This window comes from Sphingomonas sp. GW821-FHT04B01 (assembly GCF_059420425.1).
This window is the reverse complement of sequence record NZ_JBWKTR010000002.1, coordinates 297234-316461: the sequence shown is the minus strand read 5'-3', so window position 1 is coordinate 316461 and position 19228 is coordinate 297234. Positions and strand designations below refer to the sequence as shown.

Genomic DNA, 19228 nt, shown 5'->3' with positions numbered 1-19228 from the left:
CGCATTGTCTTCCGGTCGCTTCGGTCGCCGCCTGGCGGGACCTCTTCGCGTCTTCGCGTCTTCGCGCGACATCACCGCACGAAGCGCGCCGCCAGTTCGACGTGGGTGGACCAGCGGAACTGGCCGACGGGCTGGACCCAGTCGATCCGCCAGCCGCCGTCGATCAGCAGCTTCGCGTCGCGGGCGAAGCTGGACGGGTTGCACGAGACGTAGCCGATCACCTTGGCCTGACAGGCGGCGAGCGCCTCGACCTGCTCGCGGGCGCCGGCGCGCGGCGGATCGATCACGATCGCGTCGAACCGGTCGAGCTCGGCCACCGTCAGCGGGCGGCGGTAGAGATCGCGGTGTTCGGTGAAGACGGGAAGCTGGCCCCTGCCCGCCGCCGCCTTGAGCGAGAAGAGCGCGTCGCGCGCGCCCTCCGCGGCGTAGACGCGTGCGGGCAGCGCAAGGGTGAAGGTGCCGAGGCCGGCGAACAGGTCGGCGATCGTCGTCGCGCCGCTGGTCGCCTCGCGCATCGCGGCGACGAGCGCGTCCTCGCCCTCCTGCGTCGCCTGCAGGAATGCGGCGGGGGGCAGCGGCACCGGATGGCCGCCGAGCGTGATCGTCACCGGTTGCGGCTCCCAGCGGGTCTCGGCGCCGATGCCGCTGTCAAGCGTGAAGCGCGCGATGGCGTGGCGTTCGCAGAAGCTGGTGATCGCCTCGGCGGCGGCGAGGCCGTCGGCGGTGAGGTTGGTGACCATAACGTCCGGCCCCTGGTCGGACAGGGTCAGGTGGACGTCGCCGCGCCGCTTGAAGCCGAGCTTCTGGAGCAGGGTGCGCAACGGGGCGACGACCGCGAACAAGGCGGGCGCGAGGATATGGCATTCGCGCATGTCGACGATCGCATGGCTCTTCTCGGCGGTGAAGCCGAGCGTGACGCGACCGCCCTTCCCCTCCGCATGCAGCGTCGCGCGGCGGCGGGTGTTGGGCGGCGAGACGAGCGGCGGGCGCAGCGTGGCGGTCAGTTCCTGCCCGTCGAGCGCGCTGGCGACGCGGTCGGTGACGAAGGCGGCATAAGCCTCGTCGTCGAGATGCTGGAGCTGGCAGCCGCCGCATTCGGGGAAGTGGCGGCAGGGCGGTGCCTGATGGTGCGGGCCGTGGGTCAGCGTGCCGTCGGCGCCGAGCAGGTCGCCGGGCGCGGCGAAGGCGGCGTGGCGGCCATCGGCGGTGACGCCGTCGCCGCGCGCCGCGACGCGTAAAATGGTGTCGGTGGAAGTCATGCGCCGGCTCTGGCCGGGGTGAGCGCATTTGCCAAGTCGTCGGCGATGAAGCTTTTCCCTGCGATCCGCGCGGCGCGGGCGTGCAGCCAGACGCCGGCATCGGCGGCGGCCAGCAGATCGGCTTGGGGATGCGCGAGCTGTGCGGCGATCGTGCCGGCGAGGACGTCGCCGGTGCCGGCGGTGGAGAGCCACGGATTGCCGGCGGGGTGGACGCGCGCGCAGGTGGCGTCGGCGACGATCGTCGTCGGGCCTTTGAGGACGACGACGGCGGCGGCGCGGGTCGCGGCGCGGCGCGCCTGATCAATCAGCGCGCCGTCGGGGGTGCCGAACAGCGCGCGGAACTCGCCGGCGTGGGGGGTGAGGACGACCGGATTGCGGCGGTCGCACAACGCGTCCGGGTCGAGCAGGTGGAGCGCGTCGCCGTCGATGACGAGCCGGTGCGTGTCGGCGGCGATCAGCGCGGCGAGCCGCGCGCGTGCCTCGTCGTCACGGCCGAGGCCGGGACCGATCAGGATCGCGCCGATGCGGTCGTCGGCGAGCGCTTCGGGGTCGTAGGGGCGGTGGACGATCGCGTCGGGACCGCCCTGCCCGCTGCCGCCGTAAAGCGCGACATAGCCCGCACCGCTGCGCAGTGCGGCGACGGCGGCGAGGCGAGCGGCGCCTTCCATCGCCCCCGTGACGATCGCGACCATGCCGCGGATATATTTGTGCGAGGAAGGGCCGGGTTGCGGCAGCATCGGCCGGCGGGTGACGGCGACCGTATCGAAGCGGTCGATAGCGAGGTCGATCAGGCGGACGGTGCCGCAGGCGGCCGCGGCGGGGTGGAGGACGTGCGCGGGTTTGAGCGCGCCGAGCGCGAGCGTCAGCGTGACGGGGTGGTCCGTGGCCCAATCGGGGGCTCGGGCGGTGTCGCCATCGGTGCCGCTGGGCAAATCGGCGGCGATGACGAGGCGCGCGGCGCGCGACAGGCGGGCGAGCGTCGCGTCGATCTCGGGTGCGAGCGGACGCGTCACGCCGGTGCCGAACAGGCAATCGATCAGCACCGGCGCGGGTGCGGCGTCGGCGAGCGGCTCGATCGGGCCGGTCCAGCCGGCGCGCGCGGCGATGGCGGCGTCGGTCTTCGGCGGGGCGCTGGCGGCGACGCGGACCGGGTGGCCAAGGCGGGCGAGCGTCGTCGCGGCGACATAGCCGTCGCCGCCATTGTTGCCGGGGCCGCAGACCACCAGAACGTCCGCGCCGGCGGCGAGGCGGCGCGCGGCGGCGGCGATGCCCTCCCCCGCCCGCTGCATCAGCGCCGTGACCGACGTGCCGGCAGCGATCGCAGCGTCCTCGGCGGCGCGCATCTGCGCGGCGGTGAGAATCGGCTGGCCGTCGATCGCGATCATCGGGCGGGCTTGATCGTCGCGGGGAGACGGTAGCGATCGGTGCCGAGCGCGACGTCGATCACACCCGGCTCGGGGATCGTGACCTTCGCCGGTTCGGCGCCGTCCGCCGCGACCACGCCGCGGCCATCGCGCGTCACCAGCAAACGGTGGAAGCCGCCATCGGCATGGCGCACGGTGAGGATCAGGCCGCGCTCGCTCTGCGTCTGCTCGACGGTGCAGTCGCGCTTCAGCGCCGCACCGTTGCGAGCGCAGAGGATGTTGCCGTCGTCCTCCGCCGCCTCGGCCTGCGCCGATTCGATCCGCGCCAGCGTGTTGCCGTCGGCGTGCGGATCGCTGCACGCGGCGAGGAGGAGCAGCGTCGCCCCCGCCGCGCCGCGATCAGATATCCGCATAGACGTGCGTTTCGGCCTTGGCGCCGGGATGGGTGACAGCGCCCTGCCAGGCAGGACCGACGTTCTGGGCATAGCGCCACAATGCGCCCGAGCCGTAATCGTTCACCCGCGGGCGCCACGCGGCGCGGCGCTCGGCGAGCACGGCATCGTCGACCAGCAGGTCGATCGTGCCCGCCTCGGCGTCGATGCGGATCGTGTCGCCGTCCTCGACCAGCGCGATCGGGCCGCCCTCGGCGGCTTCGGGACCGACATGGCCGATGCAGAAGCCGCGCGTCGCGCCCGAGAAGCGGCCGTCGGTGATGAGCGCGACCTTCTCGCCCATGCCGAGGCCGTAGAGCGCGGCGGTGGTCGACAGCATCTCGCGCATGCCGGGGCCGCCCTTCGGCCCCTCGTAGCGGATGATGAGCACCTCGCCCTCGTTGATGCTGCGCGCCTCGACAGCGGCGAAGCAATCCTCCTCGCAATCGAAGACGCGCGCCGGTCCCTCGAACTGGAGGCGGTGCATGCCGGCGACCTTCACGATCGCGCCATCGGGGGCGAGGCTGCCGCGCAGGCCGACGACACCGCCGGTCGGGCTCAATGGCGTGGCGACGTCGTAGATGACCTTCTGGTCGGGGTTCCACGTCACCTGATCGATGTTCTCGCCCAGCGTACGCCCGGTGACGGTCATGCAATTGCCGTCGAGCAGGCCGCCGGCGAGCATCGTCTTCATCAGCATGTACACGCCGCCCGCCTCGTACATGTCCTTCGCGACATACTTCCCGCCGGGCTTGAGGTCGGCGATATACGGCGTCGACTTGAACGCCTCGGCGACGTCGAACAGGTCGAAGTCGATGCCCGCCTCGCTCGCCATCGCCGGCAGATGGAGCGCGGCGTTGGTCGAGCCGCCGGTGGCGGCGACGACGCGGGCGGCGTTGATGAAGGCTTCGCGGGTGCAGATGTCGCGCGGGCGGAGTTGCTTCGCGACCAGCTCCATCACCTGCGCGCCGGCGGCGACGGCGATCTGCTCGCGCGTCGAATAAGGTGCGGGGACCATGTTGCTGTTGGGCAGGCTGAGGCCGATCGCCTCGCCGACGCAGGCCATGGTGTTGGCGGTGAACTGGCCGCCGCAGGCGCCGTGACCGGGACAGGCGACCTTTTCGAGTTCGTGGACTTCCGACAGCGGACAGGCGCCGGCGGCATATTTGCCGACCACCTCGAACACGTCGACGACGGTGACGTCGCGGTCGTGGAAGCGGCCGGGCAGGATCGAGCCGCCGTAGACGAAGATCGACGGGATGTTGAGGCGCAGCATCGCCATCATCATGCCGGGCAGCGACTTGTCGCAGCCGGCGAAGCCGACCAGCGCGTCGTAGCAATGGCCGCGCACCGACAGCTCGACCGAATCGGCGATCACCTCGCGGCTGACCAGCGACGCCTTCATCCCCTGATGGCCCATCGCGATACCGTCGGTGACGGTGATCGTGTTGAAGCGGCGCGGCATGCCGCCGCCCTGAATCACGCCGGCCTGCGCGGCATCGGCCTGACCGTCGAGCGTGGTGTTGCACGGCGCCGAATTGTTGCCGGCGCTGGCGAGCGCGACGAAGGGCTTGGCGATATCCTCCTCGCCGATGCCCATGGCGTAATAATAACTGCGATGCGGAGCGCGTTCGGGGCCGACGGAGACGTGACGGCTCGGCAGGCGGGACTTGTCAAACTGGGTCATGGCGACGCCCTATGTCGCGGGAGGGCCCTTCAACGCAAGCTTGTTACGCGTAATAACGGATGCGCGCGCGGCGCAGGATGCGGTCCTCAAGCGAAAAGTATAACGATATCATGCCGTTCTCGATGATCGTCGAGGCAGCGAAGGCGATGTCGGTCTTGGCGCGATCCTCGGGCGGCGGCGGCAGGATGACGGGTTCGAGGCCGCGGCCGGTGACGTGCGCGAAGTCCGGCGAGAAACTGATCCAGCCGATCCGCCAGCGCGCGTCGAGCGTCGCGCCATTGTAGAACATCACCGGATCGGCACCGGGCAATTGGCAGACCGGGCCGGTGGAGAGGTGCCAATTGTCCCAAGAGTCTGCGCGGATCGGGAAGGGATCGGCGAGCGACGTCCACGGATCGCCGAGCATTTCGGCCCGGGCGATGCCGACGCGCGAGGCGCCGATGCCGCGCTCTTCCGCAGCGGCATATTCGTAGAACAGGCGCCAGTCGCCCGCCGGGGTCTGCGCGAAGGTCGCTTCCTTGATATTGCCCTCGCCCGCCGGAGCGGCGAGCGCGACGCGGCGTTTGACCAACGTGTCGAGCGACGGGCCGCTAGCGGCGATCAGCACGCCTTGCGAGCGGGCGGCGTCGACGCCGGTGTAATAGACGACATAGCTGCCATCGTCGGCGATCAGCACGGTCGGGTCCTCGCAGCCGCCCGCGTCGGCGTCCTGCGGATCGGTCCCCGGGGCGATGGCGAGTTGCGCGTCGAGCGTGAAATGGAGGCCGTCGTCGCTCCAGCCGCTGGCGATCAGCCCGGTCGGATCGTGCGGCCCGAGCGGATCGGGGACGCCGCGCACCAGCATGCGGTAGCGGCCGTGCTCCTGCCACACGAACGGGCTCATCAGGTCCATGCCGTCGATCGGCGAACCCTGGGCGATGGTGACGGTGTCGAGCGCTTCGACGGCGTAGGTGGGCATCGGGCGCTCCTTATGCGCCCTGCGCGATGACGAGCGACAAGGCGCCGTCGATCGTCACGGTGGTGCCGGTGATGTAATCGGCGGCGGGCGAGAGCAGGAAGGCGACGAGCGTCGCGACCTCGTCGGCGGTGCCGGCGCGGCCCCAGGGGATGTTCGCCTCCAGCTTCGCGCGATAGTCACGGTCCGCGACCGCATGCGCGTTCATCGGGGTCAGGATCATGCCGGGGGCGATGCCGTTGACCGCGATCCGCGACGGCGCCAGCTCGAGCGCCAGCGTCGCGGTGAGCTGGGCGAGGCCGCCCTTGGCCGAATCGTAATCGGCGCCGCCGGGACGCGGCGCGCGCTCGTGGATCGAGGAGATGTTGACGATACGGCCGCCGGCTTTCGCAGCTTCGGCGGCGCGGACGAAGCGGCGACAGGTGAGGAACGGGCCGTAGAGGTCGGAGCGGATCACCCGGTCGAACTGGTCGAGCGGCATGTCGACCAGCTTGGTGCCGGCCATGTTGAGCCCGGCGGAATTGACCAGCCAGGTCGCGGTGCCGAAGCGCGCCTCGGCCTTGGTGAAGAGGGTCTCGACCGCGGCTTCGCTGGAGACGTCGCATTGCACGGCATGCGCGAGGGCCTCGCCGCCGGCGGCCTGCACCACCGCATGCGCGGCGGCTGCGTCGCGGAAATAGGTGAAGACGACGCGGGCGCCGGCCTTGGCGAGCGCCGCGACGCAGGCCGCACCGATGCCGGATTCCCCGCCGGTCACGATCGCAATCGGTTCACCTGCCACGCCTGTTCCCTCCTGAAAGCCTGGACCGTCAATGCGATCCGCAGGGCCTTCGTTCCGGTGACAAATGCGTCATGCTCGGTGGCGCACCTGTCGCTTCGCGCGATCGCCTCCCCGTGTTCCCGCGAAGGCGGGAACCCAGAGCCAAGCAAAGAAACGTCCGGTAGCGCGCGCGACTCCCGGGCTCCCGCCTGCGCGGGAGCACTGGCAGAATTTGCCAGAGGCCCCGCTTTAGAGCGCTTCGAGGGCCTTCGCCACGCCGTCCATCGTGAACGGCTTCTGCAGCACCGGCCGGTCGCGGAACTGCGCGTCGACGCTGTCGTCGCTGCCGCCGGTGGCGAAGATGAAGGGGATGTCGCGCGCCGCCAACGCTTCGGCGATCGGCGTGCTCTTCTCGCCGCCGCGCAGGTTGACGTCGAGGATCGCGGCGTCGATGCCGCCGTCCTCGACCCGCGCCAGCGCACCGGCGACCGTGTCGACGGTGCCGGCGGACGTCTTGTCCAGGACCTCGAGGAAATCCTCGAGCATCATCGCAATGAGGGGTTCATCCTCGACGATGAGGATCTGCGTAGGAGAAGCCATCCCGCGCCCTTACCCGCGGTCGTTGTGCAATGCCAACATATGATTTCGCGCGCGGTGTCCCGTTCCGGCGGCGAACCCGCGATCAGCGCCCGACCAGCACGTCCCTCGCCGCCTCGGCAAGCTGCTGCACGCTGAACGGTTTGGGCAGGAAGGCGACGTTGTCGAGGTCGATCGAGCGGCGCAATTGCTCCTCGGCATAGCCCGACATGAAGATGATCGGCAGATCGGGATAGCGGTCGCGGGCGTGGCGGACCATCGTCGGGCCGTCCATCGTCGGCATCACCACGTCGCTGATCAGCAGGTCGGGGCGACCGTTGCGGTCGAGCAGTTCGAGCGCCGCCTCGCCATTCTCCGCGGTCATCACGGTATAGCCCTGGCGGGTCAGCGCGCGTTCGGCGACGGCGCGGACCATGCCTTCGTCCTCGACGAGCAGGATCGTGCCGGTGCCCCACATCTCGACCGGCTTCGGGCTCGGCCGCGAGGCGGGGACGCGGCTGACGGTGCCGGCGGCATGGACCGGCAGGTACATGGTGAAGGTCGCGCCCTGCCCCGGCTTCGATTCGGCGAAGATCCAGCCGCCCGATTGCTTGACGATGCCGTAGACGGTCGACAGGCCGAGGCCGGTGCCCTTGCCGACCTCCTTGGTGGTGAAGAAGGGTTCGAAGATCTTGGGCAGGATCTCCGGGGGAATGCCGCCGCCCTCGTCGCTCACCACCAAAGCAGTGTAATCGGCGACGGGCAGGATGTCGGACGCCATCGCGCGCACCTCGGTGGCGGTAACGGACTTGGTCTGGATGGTCAGCGTGCCGCCGCCGCCCGAATTGTGCGCGAGCATCGCATCACGGGCGTTGACGGCGAGATTGACGACGACCTGTTCGAGCTGGCCCGGATCGGCGCGCACCGCCCCGAGATTGCGCCCGTGCGTGACGTCGAGGCGGATCTGTTCGCCCATCAGCCGCTTGAGCAGGTTGGAAACCTCGGCGACGACGTCGGGCAATTGCAGCGTCTGCGGCCGCAGCGTCTGCTGGCGGCTGAACGCGAGCAACTGGCGGGTCAGGCTGGCGGCGCGGTTCGAATTGGTGCGGATCTGCTGGATATCGTCGTAATCGCTGTCGCCGGGCGAATGGCGCATCATCATCAGGTCGCAATGGCCGATGATCGCGGTCAGGATGTTGTTGAAATCGTGGGCGACGCCGCCGGCGAGCTGGCCGACCGCCTGCATCTTCGTCGCCTGCGCCACCTCGCGCTTGAGGCGGCTTTCTTCGCTATTGTCCTTGAGGCTGAGCAGCACCGCGGCATCGCCGAGGCCGCGCGCGCCGGCGATGGTGAGCGCGACCGGCTCGTCGGGATGGCTCTTGAGCCGGACCGCCATGTCGGAGGAATGCGTCGCGCCGCCGGCGAAGCGGCGGATCGCATCGGCGACCGCGGCCTTGTCCTCGCGCACGACGAGATCACCCGGGTAGAGCGGCGGCGCCTTCGGCTCGACACCCGCAGCGCGGATGAAGGCGTCGTTCATCTGCAGGAACTTGCCCTCGCGGTCGACGAGCGCCATGCCGAACGGCATCAGGCTGACGAGGCTGCGCACGTGCGCCGAGGCCGAGGCGCCGATCGCCGGCGCGCTGTCCTCGTCGTCGAGCAGCGCGACGAGCACCGGGGCGTCCTCCGAATCCATGAAGGGGATCTGGACGACGCGCAGCGGCGTGCCGTCGAGCCCCTCGCGTTCGAAGCGGACGAGGCCGCGGCTGTCGGTGATCAGCAATCGCGCGAAGTCGCGCCCCTCCAGCCGCTCGCCGCCGCCGAGCGCGCGCTGGGCCAGCACCCGGTTGGCGGCGCGGACGCGGCCATCGGGGCAGATCAGCGCCGCCATCACGCCGGCACCGCCGAGGCGGTCGCCGGTCGCCCCCTCGATCAGCGCCTCGGTCGAGGCGGCGACGTCCTGCTCTTCGGTCACGCTGAACCGCCAGACGAGCATGTCGCCTTCGTCGCCGGCGCGGGTGATGCGCGCGCAGACGCGGTGGACGCCGACCTGCAGATTGCGGACGACGCCATTGCCCTCGCGCCAGGCGATGCGGCCGGCATTGCCGAGCAGGGCGACGCCGTCATTGTCGAGCGGCAGGCCGGGCGGGGTCGGGAAGCCGGCGAACAGCGCCTCATAGGCGTCGTTGGCGCAGACCAGCCGGCCGGCGCGGTCGGTGATCGCCACGGCGTCGCTGCTCGCCTGCGCGACGGCACGGGTGAACTCCCAGTCGACCGCGCGCGCCTCGCCGGCGTGTTGCGGGGTCAGCAGGCGCCAGGCGAAGACCATGCCGGCGGCAATGATCCCGACCGCGAAGAACCCCGCCGCGGCGACGAGGCTGCCGACGACGGCGAGGATCAGTGCCGCCGCGGCAAGCGTGATCACGCCGGCGATCAACGCGGCGGTGCGGGTGGGGTTATCGAGGATCGGGGACGAGGCCATCTCCGCGCCGTCATCGCGGGATCGGGCCGGTCAGGTCAAGCGATTGGTAGCAGTCCGGCGCAGGAGTAAGCCGTTGCGGCGTATTGGTTCCTGTTTGGCATTGGCCAAATGTCCCTGCCGGCGGGCCGCCCGCTCGTGGCGGCCCGCCGGCCCCCTGCCCTTACGACACCCCGCCATGCCGTCGTTGCGGCATGGCGGGGCAGGACGCAGCTACCAGATGCGCACGCGCTGTTCGGGCGGCAGGACGATCTTGCCGGTCGGTGCCGGCTTGTAGGCGGCATACCAGGGGTCGAGGTTGCGGACGACCCAGGTGCGCTGCTGCGACGGGCTGTGCGGATCGGTCATCAGCCGCTGCTTGAGGTTGGCCTCGCGATAGTTGCGGCGCCAGACCTGCGCCCAGCCAAGATAGAAACGCTGGTCGCCGGTCATGCCGTCGATCACCGGTGCCGCGCGACCGCCCAGCGACGTCTTGTACGCGTCATAGGCGACCGACAGGCCGGCGAGATCGGCGGTGTTCTCGCCGAGCGTCAGCGCGCCCTTCACGTGCATGCCGGGCAGCGGTTCATAGGCGTCATATTGCGCGACGAGCTTGCCGGTGAGCGCCTTGAACCGCGCCACGTCCTGCGGCGTCCACCAGTCGGTGAGCTGGCCCTTGGCGTCGTATTTCGAGCCCTGATCGTCGAAATGGTGGCTCAGTTCATGGCCGATCACCGCGCCGATGCCGCCGTAATTGACCGCCGGATCGGCGTTGGGATCGAAGAACGGCGGTTGCAGGATCGCGGCGGGGAAGACGATCTCGACCATGCCGAAATTGGCATAAGCGTTGACCGTCATCGGCGTCATGCCCCATTCCCAGCGCTGCAACGGCTTGCCGAGATGGCCGATGTTATAGGCGTAGCGCCATTCCGCGCTGCGACGCTCGTTGCCGAAGGCGTCGCCGGCGACGATCTTAAGCGCCGAATAATCGCGCCAGCGATCGGGATAGCCGATCTTGGGGGTGAAGGCGGCGAGCTTGGCATGCGCCTTGACCTTGGTCTCGGGCGCCATCCAGTCGAGCTTGTCGATGCGCGTGCCCATCGCCGCCAGCACGTTCTTGACGAGGCTGTCCGCCGCCGCCTTGGTCTCGGGCGGGAAATATTGCGCGACATAGACCCTGCTGACCTCGTCGGACAGCGCGCCGCTGGTGAAGCCGACCGCGCGCTTCCAGCGCTCCTCCTGCTGCGGCGTGCCCGAGAGCAACGTGCCGTAGAAGGCGAACTGCTCCTGATCGAAGGCGGCAGGCAGCACGTCGGCATAATTGTCGAGGCTGCGGATCAGCAGTTGATCCTGCAGCACCGCGACCGGTGCATCGGCGATCAGTCTGGCGATGCCGGCGATCGCCGACGGCTGGCTGACGTTGAGGCTGTCGACCGGCGTGCCGAGCGCTTTCAGGTAAGTGACGAAGTCGAAGCCCGGCGCGCTGCGCGCCAGATCGGCGGCATTGGTCTTGTTATAGGTCTTGTTGGCGTCGCGGCTGTCGATCCGCGTCCAGCTCACCTGCGCGATCTGCGTCTCGAAATCGACCAGCGCCTTCGCGCGCGCCGCCGCATCGCGCTCGCCGGCGAGGGTGAACATCTTCGCGATATGCGACTCATAGCCCGCCTTCTCCTTGGCGTTCTTGGCGTCGAGGTAATAATCGCGGTCGGGCAGGCCGAGGCCGGCCTGACGGACCCCGACGATATAGACTTCGGGGTTCTTGGCGTCCTGGCCGACGCCGGTGCCGAAGGGCGTGCCGACGCCCTGCCTCGCCGCCTTGGCGATCAGCGTCGGATAGCGCGCCTTGGTCACCGCCTTGATCTCGGCGAGCCACGGCTTGATCGGGGCAAGACCCTTCTTTTCGATTCCCGCGGTGTCGAGATAGGTCGCATAAGCGGTGCCGATCTTCGACCCGCTGGTCTTGGCGGCGGCTTCGAGGATGCCGCGGGTACGGTCGCGCGAGCGGTCGGCGAGCACGTCGAACGCGCCGAAGCTCGACTTGTCGGCGGGGATCGCCGTGGTCTTCGCCCAGGTGCCGTTGGCATAATCGTAGAAATCGTCGCCCGGCGCGACCGCGGTGTTCATGCCGGCGGTGTCGAAGCCGTAGGTGCCGAGTTCGGGCTTGCCCGATGGTGCGGCGGGTGCGGGCGCGTTCTGCGCGTGGACGATGCCGGCGAGCGCCGAGGCGCCGAGCAGACCGGCGAGGAGGAAGGACTTCATGCAAGCTCCCGAAAACAAAACCGCCGCCCGCTCGACGGGGAGCGGGCGGCGGATAGAAACGTGATTACCAGATCTTGATGCGGTCGGCGGGGGCGAGATAATATTTCTGCCCCGGCTTCACGTCGAACGCCGGATACCAGGCGTCGAGGTTGCGGACCACGTACGCGCGCCACTGGCCCGGCGTATGCGGATCGGTGGTGAGCTGGTTCTTGATCGACGCCTCGCGCGCCTTGGTCTGCCAGACCTGGCCGAAGCCCATGAAGAAGCGCTGGTCGCCCGTGAACCCGTCGAGCACCGCCGCCTTCTTGCCCTTGAGCGACAGCTTGTAGGCGTCATAGGCGACGTTGATGCCGGCGAGATCGGCCATGTTCTCGCCCAGCGTCAGCTTGCCGTTGACGTGGCTGCCCGGGATCGGTTCGTAGGCGCCATATTGCGCGACGACCTTGTCGGTCAGCGCGGTGAAGCGCTGGACGTCGGCGGGCGTCCACCAATCGGCGAAATTGCCCTTGGGGTCGAACTTGCGGCCCTGATCGTCGAAGTGATGGCTCAGCTCGTGGCCGATCACCGCGCCGATCGCGCCATAGTTCACCGCCGGATCGGCATTGGGATCGAAGAACGGCGGCTGGAGGATCGCGGCCGGGAAGACGACCTCGTTCATCAGCGGGTTGGCGTAGGCGTTGACCGTCTGCGGCGTCATGAACCATTCGCTGCGGTCGACCGGCTTGCCGATCTTGTTGAGCTGGCGGTTGTATTCGAACTCGGCGACGCGGTCGGCATTGCCCAGCACGTCCCCCTTGACGACGCGCAGCGCGGTATAGTCGCGGAACTTGTCGGGATAGCCGATCTTGGGCGTGAAGGCGGCGAGCTTGGCGCGCGCCTTCACCTTCGTCTCGGGCGCCATCCATTCGAGCTTGGCGAGGCGCGCGTCCATCGCCGCGATCAGGTTGCGGACCAGTTCGTCGGCCTTGGCCTTCGCCTCGGGCGGGAAGTATTTCTGCACGTAGATCTGGCCGACCGCCTCGCCGAGGCTGCCGTTGACCAGATCGACGCCGCGCTTCCAGCGCTGCTTGAGCTCCGGCGTGCCGTTGATCGTCGTGCCGAACAGGGCGAATTGCGCGTTGACGAAGTTCGACGACAGCAGCGGCGCGGCGTTCGAGATGGTATGGAACGCCAGATATTCGCGCCACACCGGCAGCGGCGTCGCCGCGACGATCTTGGCGATGCCGGTCAGCGCCGAGGGCTGGCCGACGATCACGCGGGACTGCGCGCCAAGGCCCTGGGCGGCGAGCATCGCCTTCCAGTCGAAGCCGGGCATGCTGGTGGCGAGATCGGCGACCTGCGCGGGGTTATAGCCCTTCTCGACCTCGCGCAGCTCGGCACGCGCCCAATGGACCTGCGCGATCTGCTTCTCGAGATCATAGATGCGCTGCGCCGAGCCCTGCGGATCGGGCTGGCCGGCCATGCGCAGCATGTCGGCGATATAGGCGACGTATTTGGTCCGTGCCTCGGCGAACTTGGCGTCGTCCTTCAGATAGTAATCGCGGTCGGGCAGGCCGAGGCCGCCCTGGCCGAGATAGACGGCGTAGACGGTATTGTCCTTGAGGTCCTGTTCGATGCCGGCACCGACCGGCACGTCGATGCCGTGCATCGTCGCCTCGCCGAACGCCTTGGCGAGATCGCTCTGCGAGCGGATCGCCGCGATCTTGGCGAGATACGGCTTCAGCGGGGTGGCGCCGGCCGCCTCGATCGCCGCAGCGTCCATGAAGGTCGCATAGGTGTCGCCGATCTTGGCGGCGACGGGATCGCTGCCCGGGTTGGCCGCCGCCCCCTCGATCACCGCACGGGTGCGGGTATCGGACAAATCGCGCAGGATGCCGAAGCCGCCCCAGCTCGCCTTGTCGGCGGGGATCTCGGTCCGCGCCATCCACGCGCCGTTGACGTAATTGTAGAAATCGTCGCCGGGCGCGATCTTGCGGTCCATCGCGGTCAGGTCGACGCCGAAGTCGCCGAGCTGCGGCTTGCCATTGGTGGCGACGGGTGCCGTGGCGGAGCGGGCGGCGGTCTGCGCATAGACCGCGCCGGATGCGGCCGAAGCGAGCAGAATGGCGCCAAGTACCTGTTTACGCATCAAAATCCCCCATAGTATCGAATGTTATCATGTCTGTTGTACCGGCTTGCCGCCGTCCGTCAAACCCGGTTTGCCGCATGACGATGACGCCATTTGCGGGCGATCCATAATCGCCAGCCGAACGCGCTGAGCGCATAGCCGAGGCCCGCGCAGACACTGGTCAGGATGACGAGGCCGAGGGCGAACGCCGGCCCCTTGTCCCACAGCCAGCCGAGCGCGCCGGTGACGCGGTGGAGCCAGTCGGTCGCCTCCGCCACCGGCTGGACGATCGCCGGCGCGTCGCTGTGCAGGATCCACGCGCCGATCCGATAGGCGACGAACCACAAAAAGGGCGTGGTGAGCGGATTGGTGATGAAGGTGGTGAGCGCCGCGACCGGCACGTTGGCGCGGAACGGCAGCGCGAACAGCGCGGCAATCGCGATCTGCGCGACCGGGAAGAGGAAGCCGGCGACCATGCCGAGCGCGACGCCGCGCGGCACCGAGCGGCGGTTGAACCGCCACAGGCCCGGCTCCATCACCCGATGCGCGACCGGCCGCAGCAGCCGGTTCGATTCCATCGATTCGCGGGTCGGCATGTTGCGACGACACCAGGCGACGCTTTTCTGGAACATGCGGTGCGCGTTCGCTCCGGTCAGCCGCGGTCGCGCATGATGCGACCGGCTTCACGCTTCCATTCGCGCTCCTTGATCGCGGCGCGCTTGTCGTGGTCCTTGCGGCCCTTGGCGAGCGCGAGTTCGACCTTCGCGCGGCCGCGGCCGTTGAAATAGACGCTAAGCGGGACAAGCGTCATCCCCTCGCGCGCGACGGCGCCATGCAGCTTGTTGATCTCGCGTTCGTGGAGCAGCAATTTGCGCGGGCGCTTGGCCTCGTGGTTGAAGCGGTTGCCGTGGCTGAATTCGGGGACGTTGGCGTTGACCAGCCAGACCGAGCCGTCGCGCACCTCGGCATAGCTTTCCGCGATACTGCCCTCGCCGAAGCGCAGCGACTTCACCTCGGTGCCGGTCAGCGCGATCCCCGCCTCGTAGACGGTATCGATGGTATATTCGAACCGGGCCTTGCGGTTCTCGGCGACGATCTTCTTCTTGTCGAAGGTGGCGGGTTTGGGACGCGACATGTGACCGGCGATGTAGGCGGTGTTGCGGGCAAGGGGAAGCGGTGGAAGGTTATATCGTTCGGACGGGCAAATTCCTCCCCCGTCGGGGATGCCGGGTTGAACGGCCCCCGGCCGTTCAAGGTCATGCCGGGGGCATGACCGACCCGGCACTGTGGCGCGCCCGAAGGGCGTGACGGAGGGGGAGGATACGGCGAACTGGCCGTATGCGGAGACGCCCCCTCCACCACCCGGCTACGCCGGGCGGTCCCCCTCCCCCGCTACGCGAGGGAGGATTTAAAGGAGCCCCGCGTGTACGAGGGCCGCATCGACCGCGTTGCGCGACGCCTCCGAGGGCCAGGTCATCGGCAGGCGCAGCCCCTGCGGGAAGCCCGGCCGGACGCGGGTCATTGCGTATTTCAACGGCCCCGGCGACGCATCGGTGAACAAAGCGTCGTGGAGCGGATACAGCCGGTCCTGCAACGCCAGCGCGGCGGCATAATCGCCTGCCTGACACGCCGCTTGGAATTCGGCGCACAGTCGCGGCGCGACGTTGGCGGAGACCGAGATACACCCCCTGCCCCCCATCGCGTTGAACGCCAGCGCCATATCGTCGTTGCCGGAAAGCTGGACGAAGTCCGGCCCGCAGCCGGCACGATGCGCCGAGACGCGCGCGATCGCGCCGCTCGCATCCTTCACCGCGACGAAGATGTCGGGGAAGGCGGTGACGATCCGCACCAGCGTCGCCGGCTGGATGTCGGTCACCGTGCGGCCGGGTACGTTGTAGAGGACGATCGGCAGGTCCGCCTGCTCGGCAAGCCGGGCGAAATGCTGGTAGATGCCCTCCTGGCTCGGCCGGTTGTAATAAGGCGGGACCATCAGCGCCGCGTCGGCCCCCGCCTCCTTGGCGCGGCGGATATTGGCGGCGGCGACCTGCGTGTCGTTCGAGCCGGCGCCGGCGATCACCGGCACGCGGCCCGCCGCCTGATCGACGCAGATGCGAACGATGCCGAAATGCTCGTCGGCGGTCAGCGTCGCCGCCTCGCCGGTCGTGCCGCAGGGGACCAGCGCCGACGATCCTTCGGCGATCTGCCAGTCTATAAGATCACGATAGACGGCTTCGTCGAAGGCCCCGTCGGCGGCGAAGGGCGTGACCAGAGCGGGGATGGAACCAGAGAACATGGGACTTTTCGGGCTCCTGCTGCGCCGGGTCGGGATTTTCGTTCAGGACAGATACGGGTCGAGACCGTATGATGTCCACATGCACCCGACCAGCCTGCCGATCTCGATCCTCATCGCCGCCTTCGCCGGAGTCACCGCGGCGCCCGTACAGCAGCAGATCCCGCCCGGCAATCAGGCGAGCAGCCCCGACGCGCTCGAACGCTATCGCACCCAGATGGCGAACATGTCGCCGCAGGCGCCGCAATCGCCCGCCGACGGCGCGATCGCAGCCGCGATCGCGCAATGGAAGACGATCCAGCAGACCGACGCGCTGCCCTTCGACAGTTATGCCGGCTTCCTGATGGCGCATCCCGGCTGGCCGAGCCAGACCGCCAACCGGCGCGCTGCCGAGCGGCAGGCGGTCAATGCCTCGCCGAGCAACGTGCTCGCCTTCTTCACCCGCTTCCCGCCGCAGTCGACCGGGGGTCTCGTTGCGCAGGCGCGCGCCTATCAGGCGGTCGGGCGCAGCGCCGAGGCGCAGGCCGCCGCGCGCGCGGCGTGGCGCAAGGGCGGGCTGTCGGCGAACGACGAGGCGACGATCCTGACGAGCTTCGCGAGCGCGCTGACACCCGACGATCACGATGCGCGCATGGATGCCTTGCTGTGGCAGAATGCGACCGGCGTCGCCGGCCGGCAGATCGCCTACACCAGCCCGGCGCGGCGTCCCGTGTTCGAGGCGCGGCTCGCGTTCCGCACCAATGCCGCCACCGCCGCCGATCTCGCGATGCGGACGCAGGATCAGTTCGCCAGCGACCCCGGCTATGTCGCGGATCGCGCGGTGTGGCTGCGCAATTCGGGCGCGTCGCCGACCGCGCGCAACTGGCTGGCGCGGCCGCGCAGCCTCGCCTCGCGGCCGGGGGCGGTCGAGGCGTGGTACGAAGTGCTGCTGACCAACGCGCGCGGCGCTGCGGCGGACGGGCAATATCAGCTCGCCTATGACATCGCGCGGCAGGTCGACGACGCCTATCCGGCCGGCACCGACGTCTCGACCAAGCCCTATGGCGAGCGGGACGATTATACGAGCCTCGTCTGGCTCGCCGGGCAGACCGCGATGAAGCAGCTCGGCCGGCCCGCCGATGCGATGGTGATGTTCGACCGCTACGGCCGCGGCAGCCAGGCGCCACAGACGCGCGCCAAGGGCTTCTATTGGGCCGGCCGCGCCGCCGAGGCGGCGGGCAAACCGGCGGAAGCCGCCGGTTATTACGCGCAGGCGGCGGGCTATCGCGATCAATTCTACGGCCAGCTCGCGCTCGAGCGGACCGGGCGGCCGCTGGTGGCGCCGCCCGCGATCGGCACGCCGGCGATCGCGCCCGAGGTGCGGCAGGCCTTCGCCAGCCGCGAGACGGTGCGCGCGGCGCGCTTCCTCGGCCAGATCGGCCAGTGGCAGGACCAGACCGCGTTCATCCGCCAGATCGCGGCGGACGCGACGACGCCGAACGATCACCTGCTTGCCGCCGAACTGTCGTCGCAGATCGGCCGGCCCGATCTCGGCGTGCTGGTCGGGCGCAGCGCGATGCAGAACGGGCTTAGCGACTATTCCGCAACCGGTTTCCCAACGGTGGCGGTGCCGGTCGGTTACGAGGACAATTGGACGCTGATCCACGCGATCGCACGGCAGGAGAGCCAGTTCGACAAGACCGCGGTCAGCCATGCCGGCGCGCGCGGGCTGATGCAGCTGATGCCCGCCACCGCGCGCGAGCAATCGGGCAAGATCGGCATCGCCTACGACCCCGGCGCGCTGACCACCGATCCGAAGCTGTCGATCATGCTGGGATCGAGCTATTTCCAGCGCATCTTCACTATCTACGGCAGCTATCCGCTCGCCATTGCCGCCTATAACGCGGGCGGCGGCAACGTGAACAAATGGCTGCGCGCCAATGGCGATCCGCGCACCGGCGCGGTCGACATGGTCGACTGGATCGAGGCGATCCCCTATCAGGAAACGCGCAACTACGTGCAGCGCGTGATCGAGAATGCGGTCGTCTACGACCTCATCAATCCGGCGCGTGCGAAGAGCCGCGGACCGGCGAATACGAGCTGGTATCTCGGCAAGGGCCGTCCGGGCTGAGCCATGGCGATGGAGCAACGGCCGAATTACATCACGCCCGCGGGCTATGCGGTGTTGCGCGCGGAATACGACCGATTGTTCGGCACCGAGCGGCCGGCGCTGGTCGAGACGATCGCCTGGGCGGCGGGCAACGGCGACCGGTCGGAGAACGGCGACTATATCTACGGCCGCAAGCGGCTGCGCGAGATCGACCGCCGGCTCGGCTGGCTGTCGAAGCGGATGAAGGCGGCCAAGGTCGTCGATCCGGCGCGTGCCGAGGACCGGACGCGCGTCTGGTTCGGCGCGAAGGTGACGATCGCCGACGAGGACGACAACGAACGGATACTGACGTTGGTCGGCGACGACGAGGCGGAGGCGGGCGCCGGCCGCATCGGCTGGAACGCGCCGATCGCGCGCGCGCTGCGGGGGGCGACGGTGGGCGATCTGCGCCGCGTGCTGCTGCCCGCGGGCGAAAAGGAATATGAGGTGATCGCGATCGCCTATCCCGCGGCGTAAGCGGCAACGGACCGTTTCGGCCCTTCGTATTGCGCCGTTTGCCGGCCGGCGCGATGTTTCGGGATGACAACGAAAGGTCCCCGTCATGCCGATCCCCGACCGCTGGTCCCCCTATCTCCTCAGCGTCTTCCGCTTCGTCTTCGGCCTGCTGTTCCTCGGCCATGGCGTATCAAAGTTCTTCGGCCTGCCGCCTTTTCCGATGCCGCTCAATCCGCTGCTCACTGTCGCCGGGGTGCTCGAACTGGTCGGCGGCGCGCTGATCGCGGCCGGCCTGCTGACCCGACCGGTCGCCTTCCTCCTGTCGGGGCAGATGGCGGTGGCCTATTTCCTCGCGCATGCGCCGCAGGGCTGGCTGCCGCTCGCCAATGGCGGCGAGGCGGCGATCCTCTATTGCTTCGGCTTTCTGTACCTTGCCGCCGCCGGTGGCGGGCGGTGGAGCGTCGACGCGCTGCGCTGGCGGGGCTGAGCCGGCTCTGA

The 19228-nt window shown here is 69.1% G+C and carries 16 protein-coding genes; 3 read left to right on the top strand and 13 right to left on the bottom strand.

The features are described 5' to 3' along the window. Nucleotides 1–71 precede the first annotated feature (71 nt). From AC07UH_RS07690 to dapA, 13 genes are all read right to left on the bottom strand, one after another. Nucleotides 72–1259: a class I SAM-dependent RNA methyltransferase gene (locus AC07UH_RS07690; RefSeq protein ID WP_495180248.1), complete on the bottom strand. Its 1188-nt coding sequence runs from the start codon at nucleotides 1257–1259 to the stop codon at nucleotides 72–74. Further along, a complete protein-coding gene (locus AC07UH_RS07685; RefSeq protein ID WP_495180249.1) occupies nucleotides 1256–2644 on the bottom strand; it encodes an NAD(P)H-hydrate dehydratase in 1389 nt (462 codons plus the stop codon). The genes AC07UH_RS07690 and AC07UH_RS07685 overlap by 4 nt, the downstream gene beginning before the upstream one ends. Then, complete coding sequence (locus AC07UH_RS07680) at nucleotides 2641–3036, bottom strand: hypothetical protein (protein ID WP_495180250.1); 396 nt, start codon at nucleotides 3034–3036, stop codon at nucleotides 2641–2643. The genes AC07UH_RS07685 and AC07UH_RS07680 overlap by 4 nt, the downstream gene beginning before the upstream one ends. Then, nucleotides 3023–4741 (bottom strand): dihydroxy-acid dehydratase, encoded by a 1719-nt coding sequence (gene ilvD, locus AC07UH_RS07675; RefSeq protein ID WP_495180251.1) that lies wholly within the window; start codon nucleotides 4739–4741, stop codon nucleotides 3023–3025. Before ilvD ends, AC07UH_RS07680 begins: the two co-directional genes overlap by 14 nt. Nucleotides 4742–4784: 43 nt before the next feature. Further along, complete coding sequence (locus AC07UH_RS07670; protein WP_495180252.1) at nucleotides 4785–5699, bottom strand: glycosidase; 915 nt, start codon at nucleotides 5697–5699, stop codon at nucleotides 4785–4787. A 10-nt stretch (nucleotides 5700–5709) separates the two neighbouring features. Further along, entirely contained in the window at nucleotides 5710–6477 is a 768-nt protein-coding gene (locus AC07UH_RS07665; protein ID WP_495180253.1) for an SDR family oxidoreductase, read from the bottom strand. Nucleotides 6478–6705: 228 nt separating this feature from the next. Then, nucleotides 6706–7056: a response regulator gene (locus AC07UH_RS07660; RefSeq protein WP_038659233.1), complete on the bottom strand. Its 351-nt coding sequence runs from the start codon at nucleotides 7054–7056 to the stop codon at nucleotides 6706–6708. An 82-nt stretch (nucleotides 7057–7138) separates the two neighbouring features. Next, complete coding sequence (locus tag AC07UH_RS07655) at nucleotides 7139–9514, bottom strand: hybrid sensor histidine kinase/response regulator (protein WP_495180254.1); 2376 nt, start codon at nucleotides 9512–9514, stop codon at nucleotides 7139–7141. Between the two features lie 210 nt (nucleotides 9515–9724). Continuing rightward, entirely contained in the window at nucleotides 9725–11749 is a 2025-nt protein-coding gene (locus AC07UH_RS07650) for a M13 family metallopeptidase (RefSeq protein WP_495180255.1), read from the bottom strand. 64 nt (nucleotides 11750–11813) lie between these two features. Continuing rightward, the gene (locus AC07UH_RS07645) at nucleotides 11814–13877 is read right to left on the bottom strand and encodes a M13 family metallopeptidase (RefSeq protein WP_495180256.1); all 2064 of its coding nucleotides are present in this window, start codon (nucleotides 13875–13877) and stop codon (nucleotides 11814–11816) included. Nucleotides 13878–13936: 59 nt separating this feature from the next. Then, nucleotides 13937–14488, bottom strand: a complete 552-nt coding sequence (locus AC07UH_RS07640) for a DUF2062 domain-containing protein (RefSeq protein ID WP_038659222.1) — start codon at nucleotides 14486–14488, stop codon at nucleotides 13937–13939. Nucleotides 14489–14508: 20 nt separating this feature from the next. After that, entirely contained in the window at nucleotides 14509–14991 is a 483-nt protein-coding gene (gene smpB, locus AC07UH_RS07635; RefSeq protein ID WP_038659218.1) for an SsrA-binding protein SmpB, read from the bottom strand. Between the two features lie 273 nt (nucleotides 14992–15264). Next, nucleotides 15265–16149: a 4-hydroxy-tetrahydrodipicolinate synthase gene (gene dapA, locus AC07UH_RS07630; protein WP_495180257.1), complete on the bottom strand. Its 885-nt coding sequence runs from the start codon at nucleotides 16147–16149 to the stop codon at nucleotides 15265–15267. A 79-nt stretch (nucleotides 16150–16228) separates the two neighbouring features. On the opposite strand from dapA, the gene AC07UH_RS07625 reads away from it, so the two are divergent. The 3 genes from AC07UH_RS07625 to AC07UH_RS07615 all read left to right on the top strand — a co-directional run bounded on the left by AC07UH_RS07625 (nucleotide 16229) and on the right by AC07UH_RS07615 (nucleotide 19217). Beyond that, nucleotides 16229–18256: a lytic transglycosylase domain-containing protein gene (locus AC07UH_RS07625; RefSeq protein WP_495180258.1), complete on the top strand. Its 2028-nt coding sequence runs from the start codon at nucleotides 16229–16231 to the stop codon at nucleotides 18254–18256. Nucleotides 18257–18265: 9 nt separating this feature from the next. Further along, nucleotides 18266–18751: a GreA/GreB family elongation factor gene (locus AC07UH_RS07620; protein ID WP_137897363.1), complete on the top strand. Its 486-nt coding sequence runs from the start codon at nucleotides 18266–18268 to the stop codon at nucleotides 18749–18751. 85 nt (nucleotides 18752–18836) lie between these two features. Next, nucleotides 18837–19217 (top strand): DoxX family protein, encoded by a 381-nt coding sequence (locus AC07UH_RS07615; RefSeq protein ID WP_137897269.1) that lies wholly within the window; start codon nucleotides 18837–18839, stop codon nucleotides 19215–19217. The last annotated feature ends 11 nt before the right edge of the window (nucleotides 19218–19228 follow it).

Bases quoted from the DNA above. Each gene is read 5' to 3' on its own strand.
- AC07UH_RS07690 (WP_495180248.1), bottom strand. From the start codon at position 1,259: ATGACTTCCACCGACACCATTTTACGCGTCGCGGCGCGCGGCGACGGC.
- AC07UH_RS07685 (WP_495180249.1), bottom strand. From the start codon at position 2,644: ATGATCGCGATCGACGGCCAGCCGATTCTCACCGCCGCGCAGATGCGC.
- AC07UH_RS07680 (WP_495180250.1), bottom strand. From the start codon at position 3,036: ATGCGGATATCTGATCGCGGCGCGGCGGGGGCGACGCTGCTCCTCCTC.
- ilvD (WP_495180251.1), bottom strand. From the start codon at position 4,741: ATGACCCAGTTTGACAAGTCCCGCCTGCCGAGCCGTCACGTCTCCGTC.
- AC07UH_RS07670 (WP_495180252.1), bottom strand. From the start codon at position 5,699: ATGCCCACCTACGCCGTCGAAGCGCTCGACACCGTCACCATCGCCCAG.
- AC07UH_RS07660 (WP_038659233.1), bottom strand. From the start codon at position 7,056: ATGGCTTCTCCTACGCAGATCCTCATCGTCGAGGATGAACCCCTCATT.
- AC07UH_RS07655 (WP_495180254.1), bottom strand. From the start codon at position 9,514: ATGGCCTCGTCCCCGATCCTCGATAACCCCACCCGCACCGCCGCGTTG.
- AC07UH_RS07650 (WP_495180255.1), bottom strand. From the start codon at position 11,749: ATGAAGTCCTTCCTCCTCGCCGGTCTGCTCGGCGCCTCGGCGCTCGCC.
- AC07UH_RS07645 (WP_495180256.1), bottom strand. From the start codon at position 13,877: ATGCGTAAACAGGTACTTGGCGCCATTCTGCTCGCTTCGGCCGCATCC.
- AC07UH_RS07640 (WP_038659222.1), bottom strand. From the start codon at position 14,488: ATGTTCCAGAAAAGCGTCGCCTGGTGTCGTCGCAACATGCCGACCCGC.
- smpB (WP_038659218.1), bottom strand. From the start codon at position 14,991: ATGTCGCGTCCCAAACCCGCCACCTTCGACAAGAAGAAGATCGTCGCC.
- dapA (WP_495180257.1), bottom strand. From the start codon at position 16,149: ATGTTCTCTGGTTCCATCCCCGCTCTGGTCACGCCCTTCGCCGCCGAC.
- AC07UH_RS07625 (WP_495180258.1), top strand. From the start codon at position 16,229: ATGCACCCGACCAGCCTGCCGATCTCGATCCTCATCGCCGCCTTCGCC.
- AC07UH_RS07620 (WP_137897363.1), top strand. From the start codon at position 18,266: ATGGAGCAACGGCCGAATTACATCACGCCCGCGGGCTATGCGGTGTTG.
- AC07UH_RS07615 (WP_137897269.1), top strand. From the start codon at position 18,837: ATGCCGATCCCCGACCGCTGGTCCCCCTATCTCCTCAGCGTCTTCCGC.